Source organism: Chitinophaga pollutisoli, from assembly GCF_038396755.1.
In the GTDB taxonomy this organism is placed as follows: Bacteria; Bacteroidota; Bacteroidia; order Chitinophagales; family Chitinophagaceae; genus Chitinophaga; species Chitinophaga pollutisoli.
Map to the genome: position 1 here is coordinate 1,456,433 of NZ_CP149822.1, position 17,678 is coordinate 1,474,110.

The following is a 17,678-nucleotide window of genomic DNA, read 5'->3' on the forward strand; positions in this document are numbered from 1 at the left end:
TCCGGCAGCCCGCCATTTCGTGCTATCCAGCATGTCAATTGTCTATGTCATTAATCGTCAACCAGTTTATTACCCACACTAAATCAGCTACCATGAGAAGATTGCTCAGGCTATTAACGGTCATTTCGTTAATACTCTTCCTGTTGCCTGCCGTTTCCCTGGCGCAGCAGCAAAAAGCCATTACCGGCACCGTGTTGTCGGACGACGGCACGCCCATGCCGGGCGTATCCATCCGCATTAAAGGCACCACCCGCTTCGCCCAGTCTGATGGCTCCGGCGGGTTCACCATCCAGGCCGCGAAAGGCGAAATACTGGAGTTCTCCTTTATCGGCTACCAAACCAAAGACGTGGCCGTCGGCGACAGCGACGCGCTGCGCATTGTATTGGAATCAACGGCCAGCGCCCTCGGCGAGGTAGTAGTTACCGCTATGGGCATCAAAAAAGAACGTAAAGCGCTCGGGTACTCGGTGCAAGACATCAAGGCCGACGAACTGATGAAGAACAAAGACCCCAACCTCATCAATTCCCTCAACGGCAAAATCGCCGGCCTGAACATCACCAACTCCGGCGGCGCTCCCGGCTCCTCGGCTTCCATCGTGATCCGCGGCGGCACTTCGCTCGAACGCGATAACCAGCCGTTGTTCGTGATCGACGGCATGCCGGTCGATAACTCCACCGGCCAGGGCGACAACAGCGCCTTCGACGGCATGATCAACCGCTCCACCACCAACAGCAACCGCGCAATGGACCTCAACCCGGAAGACATCGAAAGCATTTCCGTCCTCAAAGGCCCCGCTGCCGCCGCGCTTTACGGCATCCGCGCGGCCAACGGCGCCATCGTCATCACTACCAAAAAAGGCAAAGAAGGCGTCGTTTCCGGCTCCGTTACCTCCCGCTACACCAACAGCTGGGTGAACAAACTGCCCGACCAGCAAAGCACCTTCAAACAAGGTTCCTCCCTCAACGGGAACTTCACCGATAAAACCACCGTTTCCTGGGGCAAACGATTCGAAGCCGGCGAACCCGTATATGATAACCTCGGGGATTTCTTCAAACGCGGCGACGCTTTCGATAACAATTTCACCGTTACCGGGGGCAGCAAAACCGGCAACTTCTTCCTCTCCGGTTCGGACCTGCGGCAGTCCGGCATTGTGCGGACGACCGGTTTCGCGCGTTCTACCCTCCGCTTCAACGGCGAGCAAAAGATCGGACGGTTTACTTTCGGCATCAATTCTTCCTTCGCCCACTCCAACACCACCAAGACCCTCACCGCCAACGGTCTTTGGGAGTCCGGCGGCAACGGTGCGCTGGAAGGTGCCCTCATCTGGCCCCGCAACCACCGCATGAGCAACTGGATCGACGCCAGCGGACAGAAAATCCGTTTGCTGCCGGATATCAGCCTGGACGCTTCCGGCGATCTCGAAAACCCTTACTGGATCCTCAACCGTAACCCCCAGGGCGACAAAACCAACCGCTGGCTCGGAACGGCTTACACCAACGTCAAAATCACCGACTGGCTGGATGCAACTTACCGGCTCGGTATCGATAACTACGTGACGCAGTTCAGCAATATCATCGCTCCCGGCTCTTCCGTGAAAGAAGCCTGGCTCAGGGGCATGGTTTCCGAAACCGATCTGAACTACCAGTACATCAATTCCAACTTCATGCTGAATTTCCATAAAACGTTCGGCAAGGATTGGGACGTGAATTTCCTGGTGGGCAGCATGGCGGAAGATTTCAAAAAGAAATCCAACTCGCTGCGCGCCGAAAACCTGTTGCTGCCGGATAAATACACCATCAACAACGCCGACCGCCGCGACCGGTACGCATTGCAGAAAGTAGAGCGCTCCCGCCTCGTGGGCGCTTACGGCGACCTGCGTATTTCCTACAAGAACATGGTGTTCCTCAGCGCCACCGGGCGTAATGACTGGACGTCCACCTTGTCGCAGAATTACTGGTCGTTCTTCTACCCTTCCGTGAGCGGCAGTTTCGTATTCACCGAGCTGATGGAAAACCGCAGCATCCTCAGCTTCGGCAAGGTGCGCGCGTCGTGGGCGCAGGTAGGCAAGGTGGCCCCGGCTTACCAGACCACCACTTACCTGAAAGTTCCCGAACTGACCATCGGCGGCGGTTTCCGTAACGAATGGACGCGCGGCAATCCCAATATGAAACCGGAAACGACCACCTCCACCGAGATCGGTACCGAACTGCGTTTCCTCAATAACAGGCTGGGTGTGGATTTCACGTATTACATCAACAACAGTCGCGATCAGATCCTCCAGCCCCGCGTTTCCAACGCTACCGGTTACATCCTCAGTTACGTAAACACCGGCGAGATCGAGAACAAGGGCATCGAGGTGATCCTCAACGCCAATCCCATCCGCAAGGCGGACTTCAATTGGGACATCGCGCTGAACTTCTCCAAAAACAAAGGCAGGGTGAAATCGCTCCCCGGATCGCTGCCTATCCTGTATGTAACGGATGTGCAGGTGGGTAACGCCAAAGCCGCGTCCTTCGACGGCGGCAACTTCATGGGCATCAGCGGTTCCCGTTGGCAGCGCTCTCCCGATGGCGATCTCCTCCTCGATGCCGCGGGCTATCCCATCCTTTCCGGCAACACCACCGAGAACGTAGGCAACCGCGAACCGGATCTGCTGGGTGGTATCAACAACAGCTTCACTTACAAAAACTGGAACCTGTCATTCCTCTGGGACTTCCGCCTGGGCGGCGATGTGTTCAACGGCACAGAGTACATGCTCGTGTCCAACGGCCTGAGCACGCTGACCGGGAACCGTGATGCTGATATCACCTTCAACGGCGTAACGCTCAACACGACCACCAATAAATATGAACCGCGCACCACTACGGTGAAAGCGTCGGAAAAATATTACCGTGAGCTGTACCTGAACAACATTCCTTTCTTCGTGGAGAAAGTGAACTGGATGCGCCTGCGTTCCCTTTCGCTGACCTACAACCTGCCGAAAAATCTCTTCACGCAGCTGAAGTGGGTGAAAGACGCATCGTTGAGCCTGAACGGCAACAACCTGCTGCTTTTCACGAATTATACCGGCATGGATCCTGAAACAAGCGCCGCCGGCGCCGGGGTAATCGGTTCCGGCTCCGTGGGTATCGATTACGGGGGGATTCCTTCCACGTCGGGCCTGGGTGTGAGCTTAAATGTTAAATTCTAATTATGAGGAACATGAAAAAGATAATCTGCATTCTCACCATAGCCGCCATGGCGTTTTCTTCCTGCACCAAATGGCTGGACATCAACAATAACCCGAACGTTGGCCAGGAAGACGATCCCACGGCCGACCAGCGCCTGGCGCCCATTATCTCCCAGTTCGTGGACGGGTATGAAAGCGCCGGCACCCGTGCTGGCGTTATCACGCAGCAACTGGCCACCATTTACAGCACCTCCCTGGCCGCCTATCACCTCAGCCGCTGGAACTCCACCGCCGCCACTTCCGCTATTGCAGGATGGCCCTGGCAGAGCTGGTACGTGAATACCGCAGTGAACCTGCAACCCATGATCAAAGCGGCGCAGAAAGTGGATGCCTGGCATTATGTGGGCGTAGCCAAGGTCATCAAGGCATGGGGCTTTGGGTATATGTCCGATTACTACGGCATGCTGCCGTATGAAGACTTCGATAATCCCGCCGTGCTGACGCCTAAATTCGACGACGGCGCATATGTTCAGACCAAAGTGCTCGCCCTGCTCGACGAAGCCATCGCTGATCTGCAAAAGACCCAGGGCCCAGCGGCCCCGGCGCTCGCCAAAGGCGATATCCTGCATGGCGGCAGCGCCAGCGACTGGATCAAAACCGCATATGCCCTGAAGGCCCGCTTCCTCCTACATACTTCCAAAAAAGCGGACTTCAATCCCCAGGCAGTTCTCGACTTGCTCGCCAACGCTCCCAAAACGGCAGACGAAAGCGCCATCATGCAATATGTGGATGAATCCCCGGCCAGCACAACTGTTCAGGCGGCCCTGCAATATGTGAACATCAACAACAACTACCGTCCTACCAAACTGTTCATCGATTACCTCACGAACAATTACACCGGCGCACCAACCGGCGCCGCCAACATGGAAGATCCGCGCGCCGCCATGATGATCCCCAGCGCTACCAATGCCGCCGGCGAACTGGTGCGTTCAGAAGGCGTGGATATGGCGTCGGATTTGCCGAAATCCGGTCCTGCCGCGGGAGATACGCGCTTTATCACCCTGCGGAAAAGCCCAGTGGCGCCCAAGCCCGGCGACAAGATTGTCTCTACCGGTTCGTGGTACACCCAGCGTGGCGGCAAAGGGCTTTTACTGACCCATGCCGAGATGCGTTTCATCGAGGCGGAGATGCTGTTTCGCCAGGGCAAAACCGGCGAAGCGCTTACCGCTTATCAGGCGGGAATCCGTTCACATATGACGATCATGAGCGTGCCGGTGGATTCCATCAACAAGTTCCTGGCCAGCACGTCTGTGGTGCAGTCCGCCGGACAGCTGACCATGAGCCATATCATGATCCAGAAATGGATCGCGCTGAGCTATTCTCCCGAAGCCTGGATGGATATGCGCCGCATGAATTTCTGTACCGACGCGGGCGGCAACTACAACGAAGCCGCCGGCATCTACAAGGGCTTCAAACGTCCTTCGCACGTCATGCCGGAAGGTTACCCCAGTCCAACCGACTGGCCGCGCCGTTGCGCCGTACCTTCCTACGAGGTCAACTACAACCTGCAACAGGTATTGGCGGCGAATCCCAATGCTTCGAACCCGACTTACATGGCGGAACCCGTGTGGTGGGACAAGCCCTGAGTTAACGGATGCTTTTCCGATAACGACGGCGCTCCGGGGATCCGGGGCGCCGTCGTTCTTTCCGCTGGTGTTGGCTCCGGGAATGCTTACCTTTGCAGGATGGATTATTTCAACAGGCTCCGGCAGTTATTGCAGCAGGAAAAGTCGGGCGACAGGGAAAACTATCGTAAACAGACTGACAGCGTGCCCGTGGCGCAAAGGAGGGCCAACGGCTTATCGTGGTACCCAATCGCCATCCGCGGGTCGGAAATGAGCCGGGGCGATTACCTGACAGTGGAAGTGGAGCGCACCACGCATCACGACGTACCCCACCAGCTCCGCTTCGGCGCCTCGGCAGTGTTGTTTTCCCAGCATGATCCGAAAGAGCACCGTGCCGAGGGGACCATCAGCTGGCAAAGCGGCAACCGCCTGAAGATTACCCTCAAAACCGATGAGCTGCCCGAATGGGCCGACAGCGGCAAACTGGGCATCGATCTCCTGTTCGACGATACCAGCTACGAAGAAATGTTTTCCGCCCTGCAGAAAGCTTTCGCCCTGGCCGAAAAATCCACCGAAGGCCGCCTGGTACGCGTGCTCGCCGGAATGGAAAATCCGGAATTCGACAAACCCCACGAACCTTTCACCACCAAAAAGCTCAACCCCTCGCAGCACGAAGCCGTGTGGAAGATATTATCCGCCCGGGATGTAGCCGTGGTACACGGTCCTCCGGGAACCGGCAAAACCACCACAGTGGTGCAGGCCATCAGCGCCCTGCTCGCCAACGACGACAAAAAGATCCTGGTGGTGGCGCCTAGCAACGCAGCCGTCGACCTGCTCAGCGAAAAGCTCGCCGCCGAAGGGTTGCGCGTATTGCGCGTGGGCAACCCGGTGAAAGTATCCGAAAAACTCACCAACATCACCCTCGATGCGCAGGTCAGCAACCACGCCTCCGTGAAGGAAATCCGCCGTCTGCGCAAACAGGCTAACGAGTTCCGTGATATGGCGCATAAATACAAGCGCAACTTCGGGAAAGCCGAGCGCGAGCAGCGCAAAGCCCTGTTCGCCGAAGCCCGCAACATCATGCAGAGCGTCGAGAAAATGGAACAATACATCGTTTCCGACATCCTCGACAAAACACAGGTGGTTACCGCCACGCCCGTGGGCGCGCAGCATTACACCGTCCGCCACCTGCAATACGACACCGTGGTGATCGACGAAGCCGGCCAGGCCCTGGAGCCCGCCTGCTGGATCGCCGCGCTGAAAGGGAATAAAGTGGTGCTCGCTGGCGACCATTGTCAATTGCCGCCTACCATCAAATCCGCCGAAGCAGCCAAAAACGGCCTCGCCGAAACCCTGCTGGAAAAGATCGCCGCCCGCCATCCCGGTTCTGTAGTGATGCTGGAAGAGCAATACCGCATGCACAACACCATCATGGGATATGCTTCCACCGCGTTCTACGACGACAAACTCAAAGCCCACCCTTCCGTGGCGGGGCACCTGTTGTTCGGGGAAGACGATCCGCTGGCCTTCGTGGATACCGCCGGCTGCGGGTTCGACGAAAAAGCCGAAGGCACCAGCACCTCCAACCCGGAAGAAGCGGCGTTCCTCTTCAAGCACCTCGCGGGATTCGTGGAAACGCTGCAGCCGCATTACACGCCCGATAACTTCCCTTCCATCGCGGTGATCGCGCCGTACAAAGAACAAATCGGCCTGCTGCGCGAACAACTCGATCATCATCCCGACCTCAAAGTTTACGGCGAACAAATATCCGTCAATACCATCGACAGCTTCCAGGGGCAGGAGCGCGACGTCGTATACATTAGCATGACGCGCAGCAACTCCGACAATAAAATCGGCTTCCTTTCCGATATCCGCCGGATGAACGTGGCCATGACCCGCGCGCGTAAAAAACTCGTAGTGATCGGCGACAGCGCCACGCTGTCGAGGCTCCCCTATTACGCCGGTTTCATCGCCTACGCCGAAGCGAATGATGCGTACAAAAGCGCGTGGGAGTTTATGGTATAAACAAAAAATACCCGCCATGCTGCGGTTTACACGTTAGCGTGGCGGGCGGTATATGTTGAGGCAGCTTTGCTGCCGAAAGGTACCTGTGGGGATTGGCCCCAATCAAGTACCCTGCAAAGATAATCGCATGCAGGCGCTTCGCGATGCATCGGGCGTTTTATTTAGTCGCAACTTATCCACCGGATTTATTTTCCCAGCTGAACGGCGAAGCCGGCATAAAACGCCCGGCCCGGCGCTGCATTATAGTAGCGGCCGAGGGCAGCGTTGATGTCGTTGCCGAGGCTGTACGTTTCGTCGAGCAGGTTTTCGCCGCCGGCGAAGAGGCGCCCCTCCCACCCGTTGCGCTTCAGCCGGTATTCGGCCTTGAGGCCCAGCAGGTTGAAGGATGCGGCTTTATCGGTATTGGCGTCGTTCATGAAAACATCGTCGTTGTACTGCCAGGTGGCGAAGAGCGAAAACGACCGGCTGAGGCGCACATCCGCCGAAGCGGCGAGCGCATGCTGCGGGGTTCCCGGCAGTCGGTTGCCGTCGTAAGACTTGTCGGCTTGCGTAAACTGATCATACCGGAAATGGTGGAACGTCCACGCGCCGCGGAGCCCCAGGAAATGCGCCGGCAACCAGGTAGCGGCGACTTCTGCGCCCTGCTGCACGGTGGCCCCGGCATTCACGAAGTAGTCCGCGCCGGAAGCGTCTCTTCTCGAAACGATCGCATCTTTCAACTGGTAACGGAACAGGCTCACGTCGTAACGGAAACGGCCGTTGCCGCCGCGCGCACCGGCTTCATAGTTCCATCCTTTTTCCGCCTGCAAACCGGTATTGATGACGCTGGTGGATGGCAGCAATTCCGCCACCGCGGGCGTCGAGAAGCCCTTGGATACCACGGCATACACGCTGGCCCAGGGGCTGAATTGCTTCAGCACGGCGATGCGCGGCGCCCATTCTTTGTCATAATCCGTTTCGAACCGGAACACCGGCGATTCGGACACGCGGCGGATCATGGTATTGGCGCCGTTCATACTCAAACCGCCCGTGAACACCCATCCGCCTGCGAGCACCACTTCCGACTGCAGGAAAAGCGACAGCATGCCGTTACGGATGCGGTCGTCGGTTTGCAATACGCCGGCGTTGCCGTCTTTATTCGTGGATACGCGCGTCCGGAAGTTCCCTGTCTGTCCTTCCGCGCCCGCCAGCACCCGCCAGGGGCCTTTTTCCAGGTCACCACCGTGCGCGCCCCGGCGTGGGGCTCATTGCGTTGCTCGTAGTTCCGGATGGAAGGGTTTTTAAGCCCGCTCCAGGCGCCGTAGACGCCGGCGGAATGCTCCCAGTGCTCGTTCCATTTGTATTCCCATTTCAGCCCGCCCCAGACCGTTTGCTGGTAAATCGCCGCTTTGGCGCCCTGTGCGGAAGGGAAAGCGCCCGCCGCGGGGCGCGCCGCCCGGGGATTGGCGAGGAATTGCGCCAGCGTGAGCCCGCCGGGCGTTTCGTAATAGAGATCCCCCGCCAGTACATGCGCCTCCAGGGCCGAGCGCTCGCTGGCTTTCCAGCGGCCGCTCCACCCGGCTACGTAACGCCGCATGTAAGTATGGTCGCGGTAACCGCCCGACTCCTGCCACGACGCTACCGCCTGCTGCCGGAAAGTCTCGTTCCCCCAGGTGCCGTTAGCCGAAGCCAGGTGGCTCCCGTAACTGCCGGCGGTATACCCCGCGCTGAATCCGTTGCCCGCCTCGAAACGGCGGTCGCCCAACAGCACGCCTCCCGTCCCTGCGCCGTACAGGCTGCTGCCGGGGCCTTTCAGCACTTCGAGCGAGGAAAATATGATGGGTGAAAACTGGTTCAGGTAAGTATTGCCGCCCGGATCAGTGAACGGCAGGCCGTTATAGTACATTTTAACATTCCGGACGCCGAAAGGTGACCGCAGCGAGCTGCCGCGTATATTGAGCCGGTAGCTGCCCGGCGAACGTTCTTCCATGCGCACGCCCGGCGCCGCATTGAGCGCGGGAACGAGGGAACCCGGGGCCACGCGCTGCAAATCCTGCCCGCGCACTACGCTCACCGCACCCGGTACGGTCGACAAGTCGCGCTGCTGGGCGTAACCTTGTACCGTAACGCCTTCCAGCACCGTGGTATCCGATTGTGCCGCGGCCGGCAGGCTGAACGCAAGCGCCGCGATGATCATATTTCTTTTCATAATTGGCAACGTGTAAAATAGGAAAAATCCGGGTTTAATTATTTCGGGTTAATTTTGCGGTTTAAACGATTCCGAATTGAGCGCACCCGTATTTCTTATCACGCCGCCTTTTACACAGCTGAACACGCCATACCCGGCTACGGCCTATCTGAAAGGTTTCCTCAATACCAGGGGCATCCCCTCCGTACAGGCCGACCTGGGCATTGAAGCAACCGTGGCATTGTTCTCCAAAAGCGGCCTGACCAGCCTTTTCGCCCGCATTCCCGCCGGCGCGGAACTGTCTGCCAACGCGGCGCGCATCATCGCCCTGCAGGATGACTATATCCATACCATCGACGACGTCGTTTCCTTCCTGCAAGGCCATAACCCCACCCTTTCGCACCGGATCTGCAAACGCGACTTCCTACCCGAAGCTTCCCGCTTCTCCCAGCTCGAAGACCTCGCCTGGGCCTTCGGCTCCATGGGCACCCAGGACAAAGCCAAGCACTTCGCCACCATGTACCTCGAAGATCTTTCCGATCTCATCCAGGAAACCGTGGACGAACACTTCGGCTTCAGCCGTTACGCCGAAAAACTCGGCCGCTCCGCCAACAGCTTCGACGCATTGTACGAAGCCCTCCATCAGCCGTTCACCTACATCGACGAAATCCTCCTCCAGCTGCTGGAAGAACGAATGAAAACCATACAACCCTGCATGGTAGCCATTTCCGTACCCTTTCCCGGCAACCTGTATGCATCGCTCCGCTGCGGACAATACATCAAAAAACATTATCCGCAGGTGAAAATAGCCATGGGCGGAGGATTCGCCAATACCGAACTGCGCTCCGTCAGCGATCCGCGCGTGTTCGAATTCTACGATTACATCCTGCTCGACGATGGCGAAGCCCCGATCGAAAACCTCTATCGCCATATCAACGGCGAACTCCCTGAAAGCGACCTGAAACGCGCCTTCCTGCTGAAAAACGGGAAAGTCGAATTCATCAACAACGCTTCCTGCAAGGATTACCGGCAAGGACAAGTAGGAACGCCCGACTACAGCGACTTCCATCTCGACAAATACATCTCCGCCATCGAAGTCGTGAACCCCATGCACCGCATGTGGAGCGACGGCCGCTGGAACAAGCTCACCATGGCCCACGGTTGTTACTGGGGCAAATGCACCTTCTGCGACATCTCCCTGGATTACATCCGCCTCTACGAGCCCATCGCCGCATCGCTGCTGGCAGACAGGATGGAAGAAATCATCGCGCAAACGGGAGAAACCGGCTTCCACTTCGTGGACGAAGCCGCGCCCCCGGCCCTGATGCGCTCGCTGGCGCTGGAAATCATCAAGAGAAAGCTCACCGTCAGCTGGTGGACCAACATCCGTTTCGAGAAAAGCTTCACACGCGACCTTTGCCTGCTGCTGAAAGCCAGCGGCTGCATCGCTGTGTCCGGCGGGCTGGAAGTAGCGTCAGACCGGTTGTTGGAACTGATACAGAAAGGCATCACCGTGGCGCAGGTGGCGCAGGTGAACCGGAACTTCACCGAAGCAGGTATCATGGTGCATGCGTACCTCATGTACGGCTTCCCTACGCAAACCGCGCAGGAAACGGTGGATTCCCTGGAAATGGTGCGCCAGATGTTCAAAACAGGTATCCTGCAATCTGCTTTCTGGCACTTGTTTACGATGACGGCGCACAGCCCGGTAGGCATGGCCCCGGAAAAATATAAAGTGAAACGGATGACGGAAACCGTCGGCGCTTTCGCCAACAACGACCTCGAACATATCGACGACTCCGGCGCGGAACATGAAGATTTCGCATTCGGGTTGAAGAAGTCGCTCTTCAATTTCATGCACGGCGTTTGCCTCGACGATCCCCTGCAGAACTGGTTCGAGATGAAAATCCCCCGCACCAAAATCCCCCCGGATTACATCGAGAAAGCCCTCATGGAAGACGCGCTCGGCGCCCGCAAACCCACGGCCAAAGTAGTATGGTTAGGCAAAAAGCCGCAGGTGCAAACGCTCACCAAATCCAAAAAAGGCAACACCTGGGAAGTGACCTCCCTCACGTTCCAGACACGCAAAGAACCCCTGAGCATCAGCGTTGGCAAAGAAGAAGGCATCTGGCTCGCCGGCATGCTGGAGAAATTGTCGGTACAGCAATCCCCGCTCACGCTCAAAGACGTGGAGGATCACTACACCGCCGCGGGACTGGAGGATTTCGAGCTGTTCTGGGACAACAAGCCCGTGAACACGCTCTATAAGGCAGGATTGTTACAGCTGTAGGATCAGCGCTTTTTCGGGCGCTTCTTGGGTTTCCCGTATTTCGCCATCATTTTATCCTTGTGGCTCACCACCACGTTCACCTTTTTGTTCTTCGCGAGTTTCTCATGAAACGCCGCGCCGCTTTCGGTTTTGCGTTGTTTGAGCTGAACGTTGGGTATGATAACCTCGGGGATCTCCGATTTGATGAGCACATCCGAAATCGCCACTTCTTCCGGAATCGGCGCCACCGGCACTTCGAACTTCATTAAAGCTTCGGCCTGCTCCAGCAACGGCTTTTCCTTTTCCGTCACGAAAGTAAGCGCCACACCTTCCGCATCCTTACGGCCCGTACGGCCGATACGGTGGATATAGTTCTCGGGAGATTCGGGCATGTCGAAGTTGATGACATGCGACACTTCCGCGATATCGAGCCCGCGCGCCATGATGTCCGTCGCGATGAGCACACGGTAATTGCCCTCCCGGAACTGGCGAACACTGTTGAAACGGAAGTTCTGGTCTTTATTGGAGTGGATCACCCCCACGGCGCCGGGCATATGTTCCGACATTTTCTCGTACAACTCGTCGGCCAGCGCCTTGGTGGAAGCGAATACCAGCACTTTGCTCATTTCTTCCCGCTTCGTCAGTAAATATTCGAGCAGGTTGACTTTCGTATTGAAGTTGGGAACATGATACACCGTTTGCCGGATATTGGCCAGCGGCGTACCTGCCGGCGCGGCTTCTATGACGGTGGGGTTCTGGAAAAAATCCTGGATGATGGCGTCTACCTCCGGCGTCATGGTGGCGGAGAACATGAGGTTCTGGCGGCGAACGGGCAGCATGTCGAGCACGCGGGTCAGTTGCGCGCGGAAACCGAGGTTCAGCATTTCATCGACCTCGTCGATTACCAGCCTTTTAATGTTTTTCATCTTGAGGGCGCCGCTCAGGATGAGGTCTACCAGCCGGCCCGGCGTGGCTACCACTACATCCAGCTTGCCGTCAGAAACGGCCATCTGCCCTTTCATATTCACACCGCCATAAAAACCCTGGGTTTCGACAGTCATATAAGTGGTCAGCTGTTTCACAGCCGTGGTCACTTGCTCCACCAGCTCGCGGGTGGGCACGAGGATGAGGATCTGGGGGTAACGGTCTTTGGTGAACGACCACAGGCGCAGGCAAGGCAGCAGGTAAGCGAAAGTCTTACCCGTACCGGTTTGCGCGATGCCGCACACGTCCTGGCCGGACATCACCACGGAGAACGCTTTCTCCTGGATGGTGGTAGGCGTGGTAACGCCCAGGTCCTGGAGGGCGTTCAGCAAAGGCTTGTTCAGATTAAGTTCCTCGAATGTCATAGCCGGCAAAATTACGCCGAATCCGGCTGAAAATAAAAAAGGGCGTCATTTAGACGCCCTTTTGCTGTTTCCCGGAGGGAAAACTATTTATTCGCCACCAGTTCCACGTCGAGGGTGAAGTCATCATAGATGGCTTTGTCGCCCAGGTTTTCGAAGAAGCTGTTAGAGCGGTACTTGATATCGAATTTGGTACGGTCGATCTTGATAGTGGCTTTGGCGTTCAGCTGGTCACCGTTTACCACCACATCAGCAGGGAAGGTGATGGACTGGCTGATACCTTTGATGGTGAGGTTGCCGGTGATATCGTAGGTGTTACCGGATTTCTTTTTCGCGGAAGTGATGGCGAAAGAGGCGTCAGGATGATTTTCCACGGAGAAGAAGTCGTCGCTTTTCAGGTGGCCGAGCAGGCGTGCGTTGCCTTTTTCATCTTTAATATCTTCCACGGTCATGGTGCGGGTATCCACGTTGAAGGAGCCGCCGGTCAGCGTGCTGCCGTCGACCTGCAGGGTACCGCCGGAGATATTGATGAAACCATTATGGGAACCGGTCACTTTCTTAGCGAGCCAGGCGATCTTGCTTTTGGAACCGTCTACTTTAAAAGCCACCGGAGCGGCTACTGCGGCGGATGCCGGAGCGGTGGAAACGGGAGCGTTAAACGACATCAGGACGGCGGCGCCGCTGATGAAGAGGATGGTGGCAATTTTACGCATGTTGTGGGTAGGTTTGATTTGTTGATCCAATATACTGAAGGATAGATAACTTTCACATTTGTTTTGCAAACATTTCACATAAGTTTTACATTCTGACGGGTACTTTAGCAGCGTGATCGTTCAAAGGGTCTCCCTCCGCCATTCTAAGTCCTGACGGCAGTCCGGTCTTTCATCTACCCAAAAAAGTCCTGAACGAACGGTCCTGTAAAACCCATGTAACGCCTGACCCGGTGCAAAAAGATATTCGACGCGTGGCGCATGAGCCGGCTTTCCCCCTGGAAGCCGGCTTTTTTACAGCTGGTTGATATCGCCGATATGGATTTTCCTTCTTTCTTTGATGATGATGTGGGTGGTGTGGGTAAAGACTTTATCGCCGTTGCCGTATTCGAGGAACATTTCCAGGGGCATGACTACGGGCGGGTACGAGCCTGCGCGGCGCATGGTTTCGATCTGCAGTTTGAAGTGTTCGGGCATGAGGGAATAGCCAGGGAAAACGGAATGCGGGTCCATGGGGATCCAAACGTAGGCGGTCACTTTGTTGTGGGAGGTGTTTTTTACCCGTGGGTCGTGGCGCAGGTTCTGGGCCACATATTCCTCGCAGGCCACGCCGGCGATCACCTTCTTGGACCCTGTTTTCCGAAGCTCGCTCAGGTAGCCGATCTCACCGGGGTAAACAGGTTCCATCCCTTTCAGCTCCAGCTTCGATTTGTCGCCGCTGGCGATCCCCGCCACGCCGGCGAGCTGCAGTTGCGATTCTTTCTCAAAATCCCCGAAAAAGTAATACTTCGTGCCCGTACTTCGGCTTTTCAGCTGGATGTTGAATGCAGGCTGGGTGGAGCTGTAATAAATCACGATTTCCTCCCCGCCGTCGATCACGCGCTGATTGCCCTGAAAGGCTTCGCTTTCCTGGTAGACGGCCCAGTCGTATTCGTAGGAAGAGTCGATGGCAACGGCTTCGTCGCCGCCGATGATCAGTTTGGGATCGGGCATTTCCGGCGCGGGGGCTTCCTCCGCGGGTTTGATCTTGTCCTTGAGTTTTTTCAGCAGCTGGGCCTGCGATGCGGGCGCGAGCCAAAACAGCATGGCTGCCGTGAGTAGAGGTATCTTCATAGGTTCAGGCGATATGCCGCCTGAAAATTAATCATATTATTTTAAATCACAATGCTAGCTGACCATGAGACTGCAACCGCGAAGGGCGGATCGGTCGAGGCGGCCGAGTACTTCGAAGCTGCCGTTTGCATGAATTTTGCCGATATCGTCGGTGGCGATGAAGGAGCAGGAGTGGATGTTGGCGAGGTCGACTACATTGATGACGCCGGAAGCGGCGGCGGTGCTGAGCTGGAAGGGATCGTTTTCGTCGCGGACGAGCACCTTCATCCAGGGCGGGCAGTTGAAGATGCCGCGTCCCTGGGAATAGGCCTGGGACAGCAGCTCGGTCATGCCGTATTCCGCGTGGATGGCGCCGGTGCCGAGGCGTTCACAGAGGAAGGCGTGGAGTTCTTCGCGGGTCCATTCTTCGTGGCGGCCTTTCATGCCGCCGGTTTCCATGACGATGGTGTGGCGGAGGTCCATGCGGTGGTTTTCCGCGAAATCGAGGAGGCCGAAGGTGACGCCGATGAGGAGGGTGGGCTGGTGGCGGGCTTCGAGGGCCAGCAGGGTATCGGCCAGCTTTTCGTGTTCGTAGAGGTAGAAGCCGCTTTCGGGGCGGCCGCTGCGGCGGATCATGTCTTCCACCATGTACACGAGGGAGGAATTTTTCCGTTCGAGATAGGAAGGCAGAAGTCCCAGGATCACGAAATCTTCCACCGGTCCGTAAAACCTGCGGAAGGCGTCGAGGAAACTGCGTGTATAGAGCGCCGTGTCTTTCACTTCGTGGCGGGAATTGACCGTTTGGGTGGTGCCGCTGCTTTCAAAGACCACTTCCGGTTCGAAGGTGCCGGTGGTGATGCGGTGGGTTTTGAAAAACGAGATGGGGAGGAACGGGATTTGTTCCAGGGATTGGACGGCGGAGGGGTTTACCTTCAGCGCGTCCACATAAGCCCTGTAGAGGGCATTCCCTTCGTATTGGTACCGGAAAACCTCCGTTGCCAGGGCCAGCGGGTCCCCTTCCCTGAAAATCCTTTCTGCTAATGCGTCGGTCATGAGACGGCAAATTTACGAATCCCGGCGCCAATATGTAACAAACCCGGCACAGGCAGCGTTAAATAACCGGGCACTTTGCCTTTTGCCTAATTTAATGTACGTTTGTCATATGAAGAAAATCCTCCCTCTCTCGGCGTTGGCGCTCATGGCATTCATGGGTTGCAAAAAGGATGGCGATACCGGCACCAAGCCGATCCTGACCTTTAAATCCGCCTCCTCTACGGATATTCCCAAAGAGCAGGAAGAGTTTACGATGACCTTCAACGTAAAAGACGGCGACGGCGACCTCGAAGGCACCTGGAACGTCGTGGAACTTTATCACTTCGACGATCACGATAAATATGACCAACTGGACCTGCCCAAGCTCGAGGCCCATGCCGGCGTGAAGCTCGACGCGGAAATGATCCTGATCCTGAGTGATGTCCGCGAAGGCAATTTCCTGAAAGTCCGCACCTGGTCCCGCGATCCCTTATCCGACCCCGATACCATCCAGCTCAAAGTTTTTGTACTCGACAAGAAAGGCAATTCCAGCGACACGATCCTCACGCCCAAGATTGTCGTTCGCCGCTAATTGTTATTTGTGAATGCACGGCTTTCCGTACATTTACAATTATGAGCAAGATCCAGGAACTGCAATCCAAAATCGCCGAAGCCCAACTCGGCGGAGGACAGGTACGAATCGATTCCCAACACAAGAAAGGCAAGCTGACAGCCCGCGAAAGGCTCAAACTCCTGCTCGACGAAGGTTCCTTCGAAGAGATCGGCATGTTTGTTCATAACCGTAACCGCGGCATGACCACCGACCAGGAACAGTTTCCGGGAGACGGCGTTGTAACCGGTTATGGAACCGTCAACGGCCGCCTCGTGTATGTATTTTCCCAGGACTTTACCGTGTACGGCGGCAGCTTATCCGAGCCCCACGCCCGCAAGATCTGCCGGGTGATGGACCTCGCCATGGAAAACGGCGCGCCCCTCATCGGGCTGAACGACAGCGGCGGCGCGCGCATCCAGGAAGGTGTAGTCAGCCTCGCCGGGTACGCCGATATCTTCTACCGCAACACCCGCGCTTCCGGCGTGATCCCCCAGATCTCCGCGATCATGGGGCCCTGCGCCGGCGGAGCCGTTTACTCCCCCGCCATCACTGACTTTATCCTCATGGTCGAAAATACTTCCTACATGTTTGTGACCGGACCCAACGTGGTAAAAACGGTAACCCATGAAGAAGTGACCAGCGAAGCGCTGGGCGGCGCGCAGACGCACGCCACCAAAAGCGGCGTAACGCATTTCGCTTGCGCCAACGAAGTAGAATGCATCCGGACGATCCGCGACATGCTTTCCTACATGCCCCAGAACTGCGAAGAAACCGCGCCCTCCGTGCCTTACGAAGCGGGGAACGAAAGCCGCCCCGCCCTGAATAATATTATTCCCGATAATGCGAACCAGCCTTATGATATGAAGGACGTCATCGCCGAACTGACGGACGCCGACAGCTTTCTGGAAGTGCACAAGGATTTCGCGGACAACATCATCGTGGGCTTCGCCCGTGTGGCAGGCCGCGCTATCGGCATCGTGGCCAACCAGCCCGCCGTGCTCGCGGGTGTGCTCGATATCCACGCCTCCGTGAAAGGAGCCCGCTTCACCCGCTTCTGCGACGCCTTTAATATTCCGTTGCTCGTGCTGGTGGATGTTCCCGGCTTTTTGCCCGGCACCGACCAGGAATGGAACGGCATCATCACCAACGGCGCCAAATTGCTCTTCGCCCTCAGCGAGGCCACGGTTCCCAAGATCACCGTGACTACCCGCAAAGCTTATGGCGGCGCCTATTGCGTGATGAACTCCAAACACATCGGCGCAGACCTCAACTTCGCGTTCCCCCAGGCGGAAATCGCCGTGATGGGGCCGAAAGGCGCGGTGGAAATCATCTACAAGAGAGAAATCGACGCCTCCCCAAACCCGGAAGCCCGTATGAACGAACTGGTGGCCGAATACACCGAACGCTTCGCCAATCCCTACCTCGCCGCCGAGAAAGGATACATCGACGAAGTAGTGGTGCCCGAAACCACCCGCGAAAGGCTCATCAAAGGCTACGCCATGCTCGAAAACAAAGTGGTAAACATGCCGCGTAAAAAACACGGGAATATCCCCCTGTGATACCGCCGGCCGTTGCCAAAAACATAATGTAAAAGGGTTTTCCTCCCGGGAAAGCCCTTTTTTCATGCCC

At 56.8% G+C, this 17,678-nt stretch carries 11 protein-coding genes and 1 pseudogene; 6 read left to right on the forward strand and 6 right to left on the reverse strand.

All coding sequences use genetic code 11. The annotated features are described in order from the left end of the window. Window positions 1–92 precede the first annotated feature (92 nt). The 3 genes from WJU16_RS05975 to WJU16_RS05985 all read left to right on the forward strand — a co-directional run bounded on the left by WJU16_RS05975 (window position 93) and on the right by WJU16_RS05985 (window position 6,820). The gene (locus tag WJU16_RS05975) at window positions 93–3,191 is read left to right on the forward strand and encodes a SusC/RagA family TonB-linked outer membrane protein (protein ID WP_341837415.1); all 3,099 of its coding nucleotides are present in this window, start codon (window positions 93–95) and stop codon (window positions 3,189–3,191) included. A gap of 11 nt (window positions 3,192–3,202) precedes the next feature. Continuing rightward, entirely contained in the window at window positions 3,203–4,816 is a 1,614-nt protein-coding gene (locus WJU16_RS05980; RefSeq protein WP_341837416.1) for a SusD/RagB family nutrient-binding outer membrane lipoprotein, read from the forward strand. A 99-nt stretch (window positions 4,817–4,915) separates the two neighbouring features. Next, window positions 4,916–6,820, forward strand: a complete 1,905-nt coding sequence (locus WJU16_RS05985; RefSeq protein WP_341837417.1) for an AAA domain-containing protein — start codon at window positions 4,916–4,918, stop codon at window positions 6,818–6,820. Window positions 6,821–7,005: 185 nt separating this feature from the next. On the opposite strand, the gene WJU16_RS05990 is transcribed toward WJU16_RS05985, so the two are convergent. Next, the gene (locus tag WJU16_RS05990; protein WP_341837418.1) at window positions 7,006–8,013 is read right to left on the reverse strand and encodes a TonB-dependent receptor; all 1,008 of its coding nucleotides are present in this window, start codon (window positions 8,011–8,013) and stop codon (window positions 7,006–7,008) included. A gap of 617 nt (window positions 8,014–8,630) precedes the next feature. Further along, window positions 8,631–9,008 (reverse strand): annotated as a pseudogene (locus WJU16_RS05995) (TonB-dependent receptor plug domain-containing protein); the annotation flags it as partial. A 76-nt stretch (window positions 9,009–9,084) separates the two neighbouring features. Between WJU16_RS05995 and WJU16_RS06000 the strand changes: the two are divergent. After that, window positions 9,085–11,277, forward strand: coding sequence for a B12-binding domain-containing radical SAM protein (locus WJU16_RS06000; RefSeq protein ID WP_341837419.1), 2,193 nt, complete (start codon window positions 9,085–9,087; stop codon window positions 11,275–11,277). 2 nt (window positions 11,278–11,279) lie between these two features. Here WJU16_RS06000 and WJU16_RS06005 read toward each other — a convergent pair whose 3' ends face one another. The 4 genes from WJU16_RS06005 to WJU16_RS06020 all read right to left on the reverse strand — a co-directional run bounded on the left by WJU16_RS06005 (window position 11,280) and on the right by WJU16_RS06020 (window position 15,457). Next, a complete protein-coding gene (locus WJU16_RS06005) occupies window positions 11,280–12,605 on the reverse strand; it encodes a DEAD/DEAH box helicase (RefSeq protein ID WP_341837420.1) in 1,326 nt (441 codons plus the stop codon). 83 nt (window positions 12,606–12,688) lie between these two features. After that, complete coding sequence (locus WJU16_RS06010) at window positions 12,689–13,315, reverse strand: YceI family protein (RefSeq protein WP_341837421.1); 627 nt, start codon at window positions 13,313–13,315, stop codon at window positions 12,689–12,691. A gap of 291 nt (window positions 13,316–13,606) precedes the next feature. Beyond that, window positions 13,607–14,425: a hypothetical protein gene (locus WJU16_RS06015; protein ID WP_341837423.1), complete on the reverse strand. Its 819-nt coding sequence runs from the start codon at window positions 14,423–14,425 to the stop codon at window positions 13,607–13,609. A 54-nt stretch (window positions 14,426–14,479) separates the two neighbouring features. Further along, window positions 14,480–15,457: an acyl transferase gene (locus WJU16_RS06020; protein WP_341837424.1), complete on the reverse strand. Its 978-nt coding sequence runs from the start codon at window positions 15,455–15,457 to the stop codon at window positions 14,480–14,482. 109 nt (window positions 15,458–15,566) lie between these two features. Here WJU16_RS06020 and WJU16_RS06025 point away from each other — a divergent pair, with 109 nt between their 5' ends. Next, complete coding sequence (locus tag WJU16_RS06025) at window positions 15,567–16,028, forward strand: hypothetical protein (protein WP_341837425.1); 462 nt, start codon at window positions 15,567–15,569, stop codon at window positions 16,026–16,028. 41 nt (window positions 16,029–16,069) lie between these two features. Next, complete coding sequence (locus WJU16_RS06030; protein WP_341837426.1) at window positions 16,070–17,608, forward strand: acyl-CoA carboxylase subunit beta; 1,539 nt, start codon at window positions 16,070–16,072, stop codon at window positions 17,606–17,608. Window positions 17,609–17,678 lie beyond the last annotated feature (70 nt).

Excerpts from the sequence above, each read along its gene's own strand:
- WJU16_RS05975 (WP_341837415.1), top strand. The coding sequence starts at position 93 with ATGAGAAGATTGCTCAGGCTATTAACGGTCATTTCGTTAATACTCTTC.
- WJU16_RS05980 (WP_341837416.1), top strand. The coding sequence starts at position 3,203 with ATGAAAAAGATAATCTGCATTCTCACCATAGCCGCCATGGCGTTTTCT.
- WJU16_RS05985 (WP_341837417.1), top strand. The coding sequence starts at position 4,916 with ATGGATTATTTCAACAGGCTCCGGCAGTTATTGCAGCAGGAAAAGTCG.
- WJU16_RS06005 (WP_341837420.1), bottom strand. The coding sequence starts at position 12,605 with ATGACATTCGAGGAACTTAATCTGAACAAGCCTTTGCTGAACGCCCTC.
- WJU16_RS06010 (WP_341837421.1), bottom strand. The coding sequence starts at position 13,315 with ATGCGTAAAATTGCCACCATCCTCTTCATCAGCGGCGCCGCCGTCCTG.
- WJU16_RS06015 (WP_341837423.1), bottom strand. The coding sequence starts at position 14,425 with ATGAAGATACCTCTACTCACGGCAGCCATGCTGTTTTGGCTCGCGCCC.
- WJU16_RS06020 (WP_341837424.1), bottom strand. The coding sequence starts at position 15,457 with ATGACCGACGCATTAGCAGAAAGGATTTTCAGGGAAGGGGACCCGCTG.
- WJU16_RS06025 (WP_341837425.1), top strand. The coding sequence starts at position 15,567 with ATGAAGAAAATCCTCCCTCTCTCGGCGTTGGCGCTCATGGCATTCATG.
- WJU16_RS06030 (WP_341837426.1), top strand. The coding sequence starts at position 16,070 with ATGAGCAAGATCCAGGAACTGCAATCCAAAATCGCCGAAGCCCAACTC.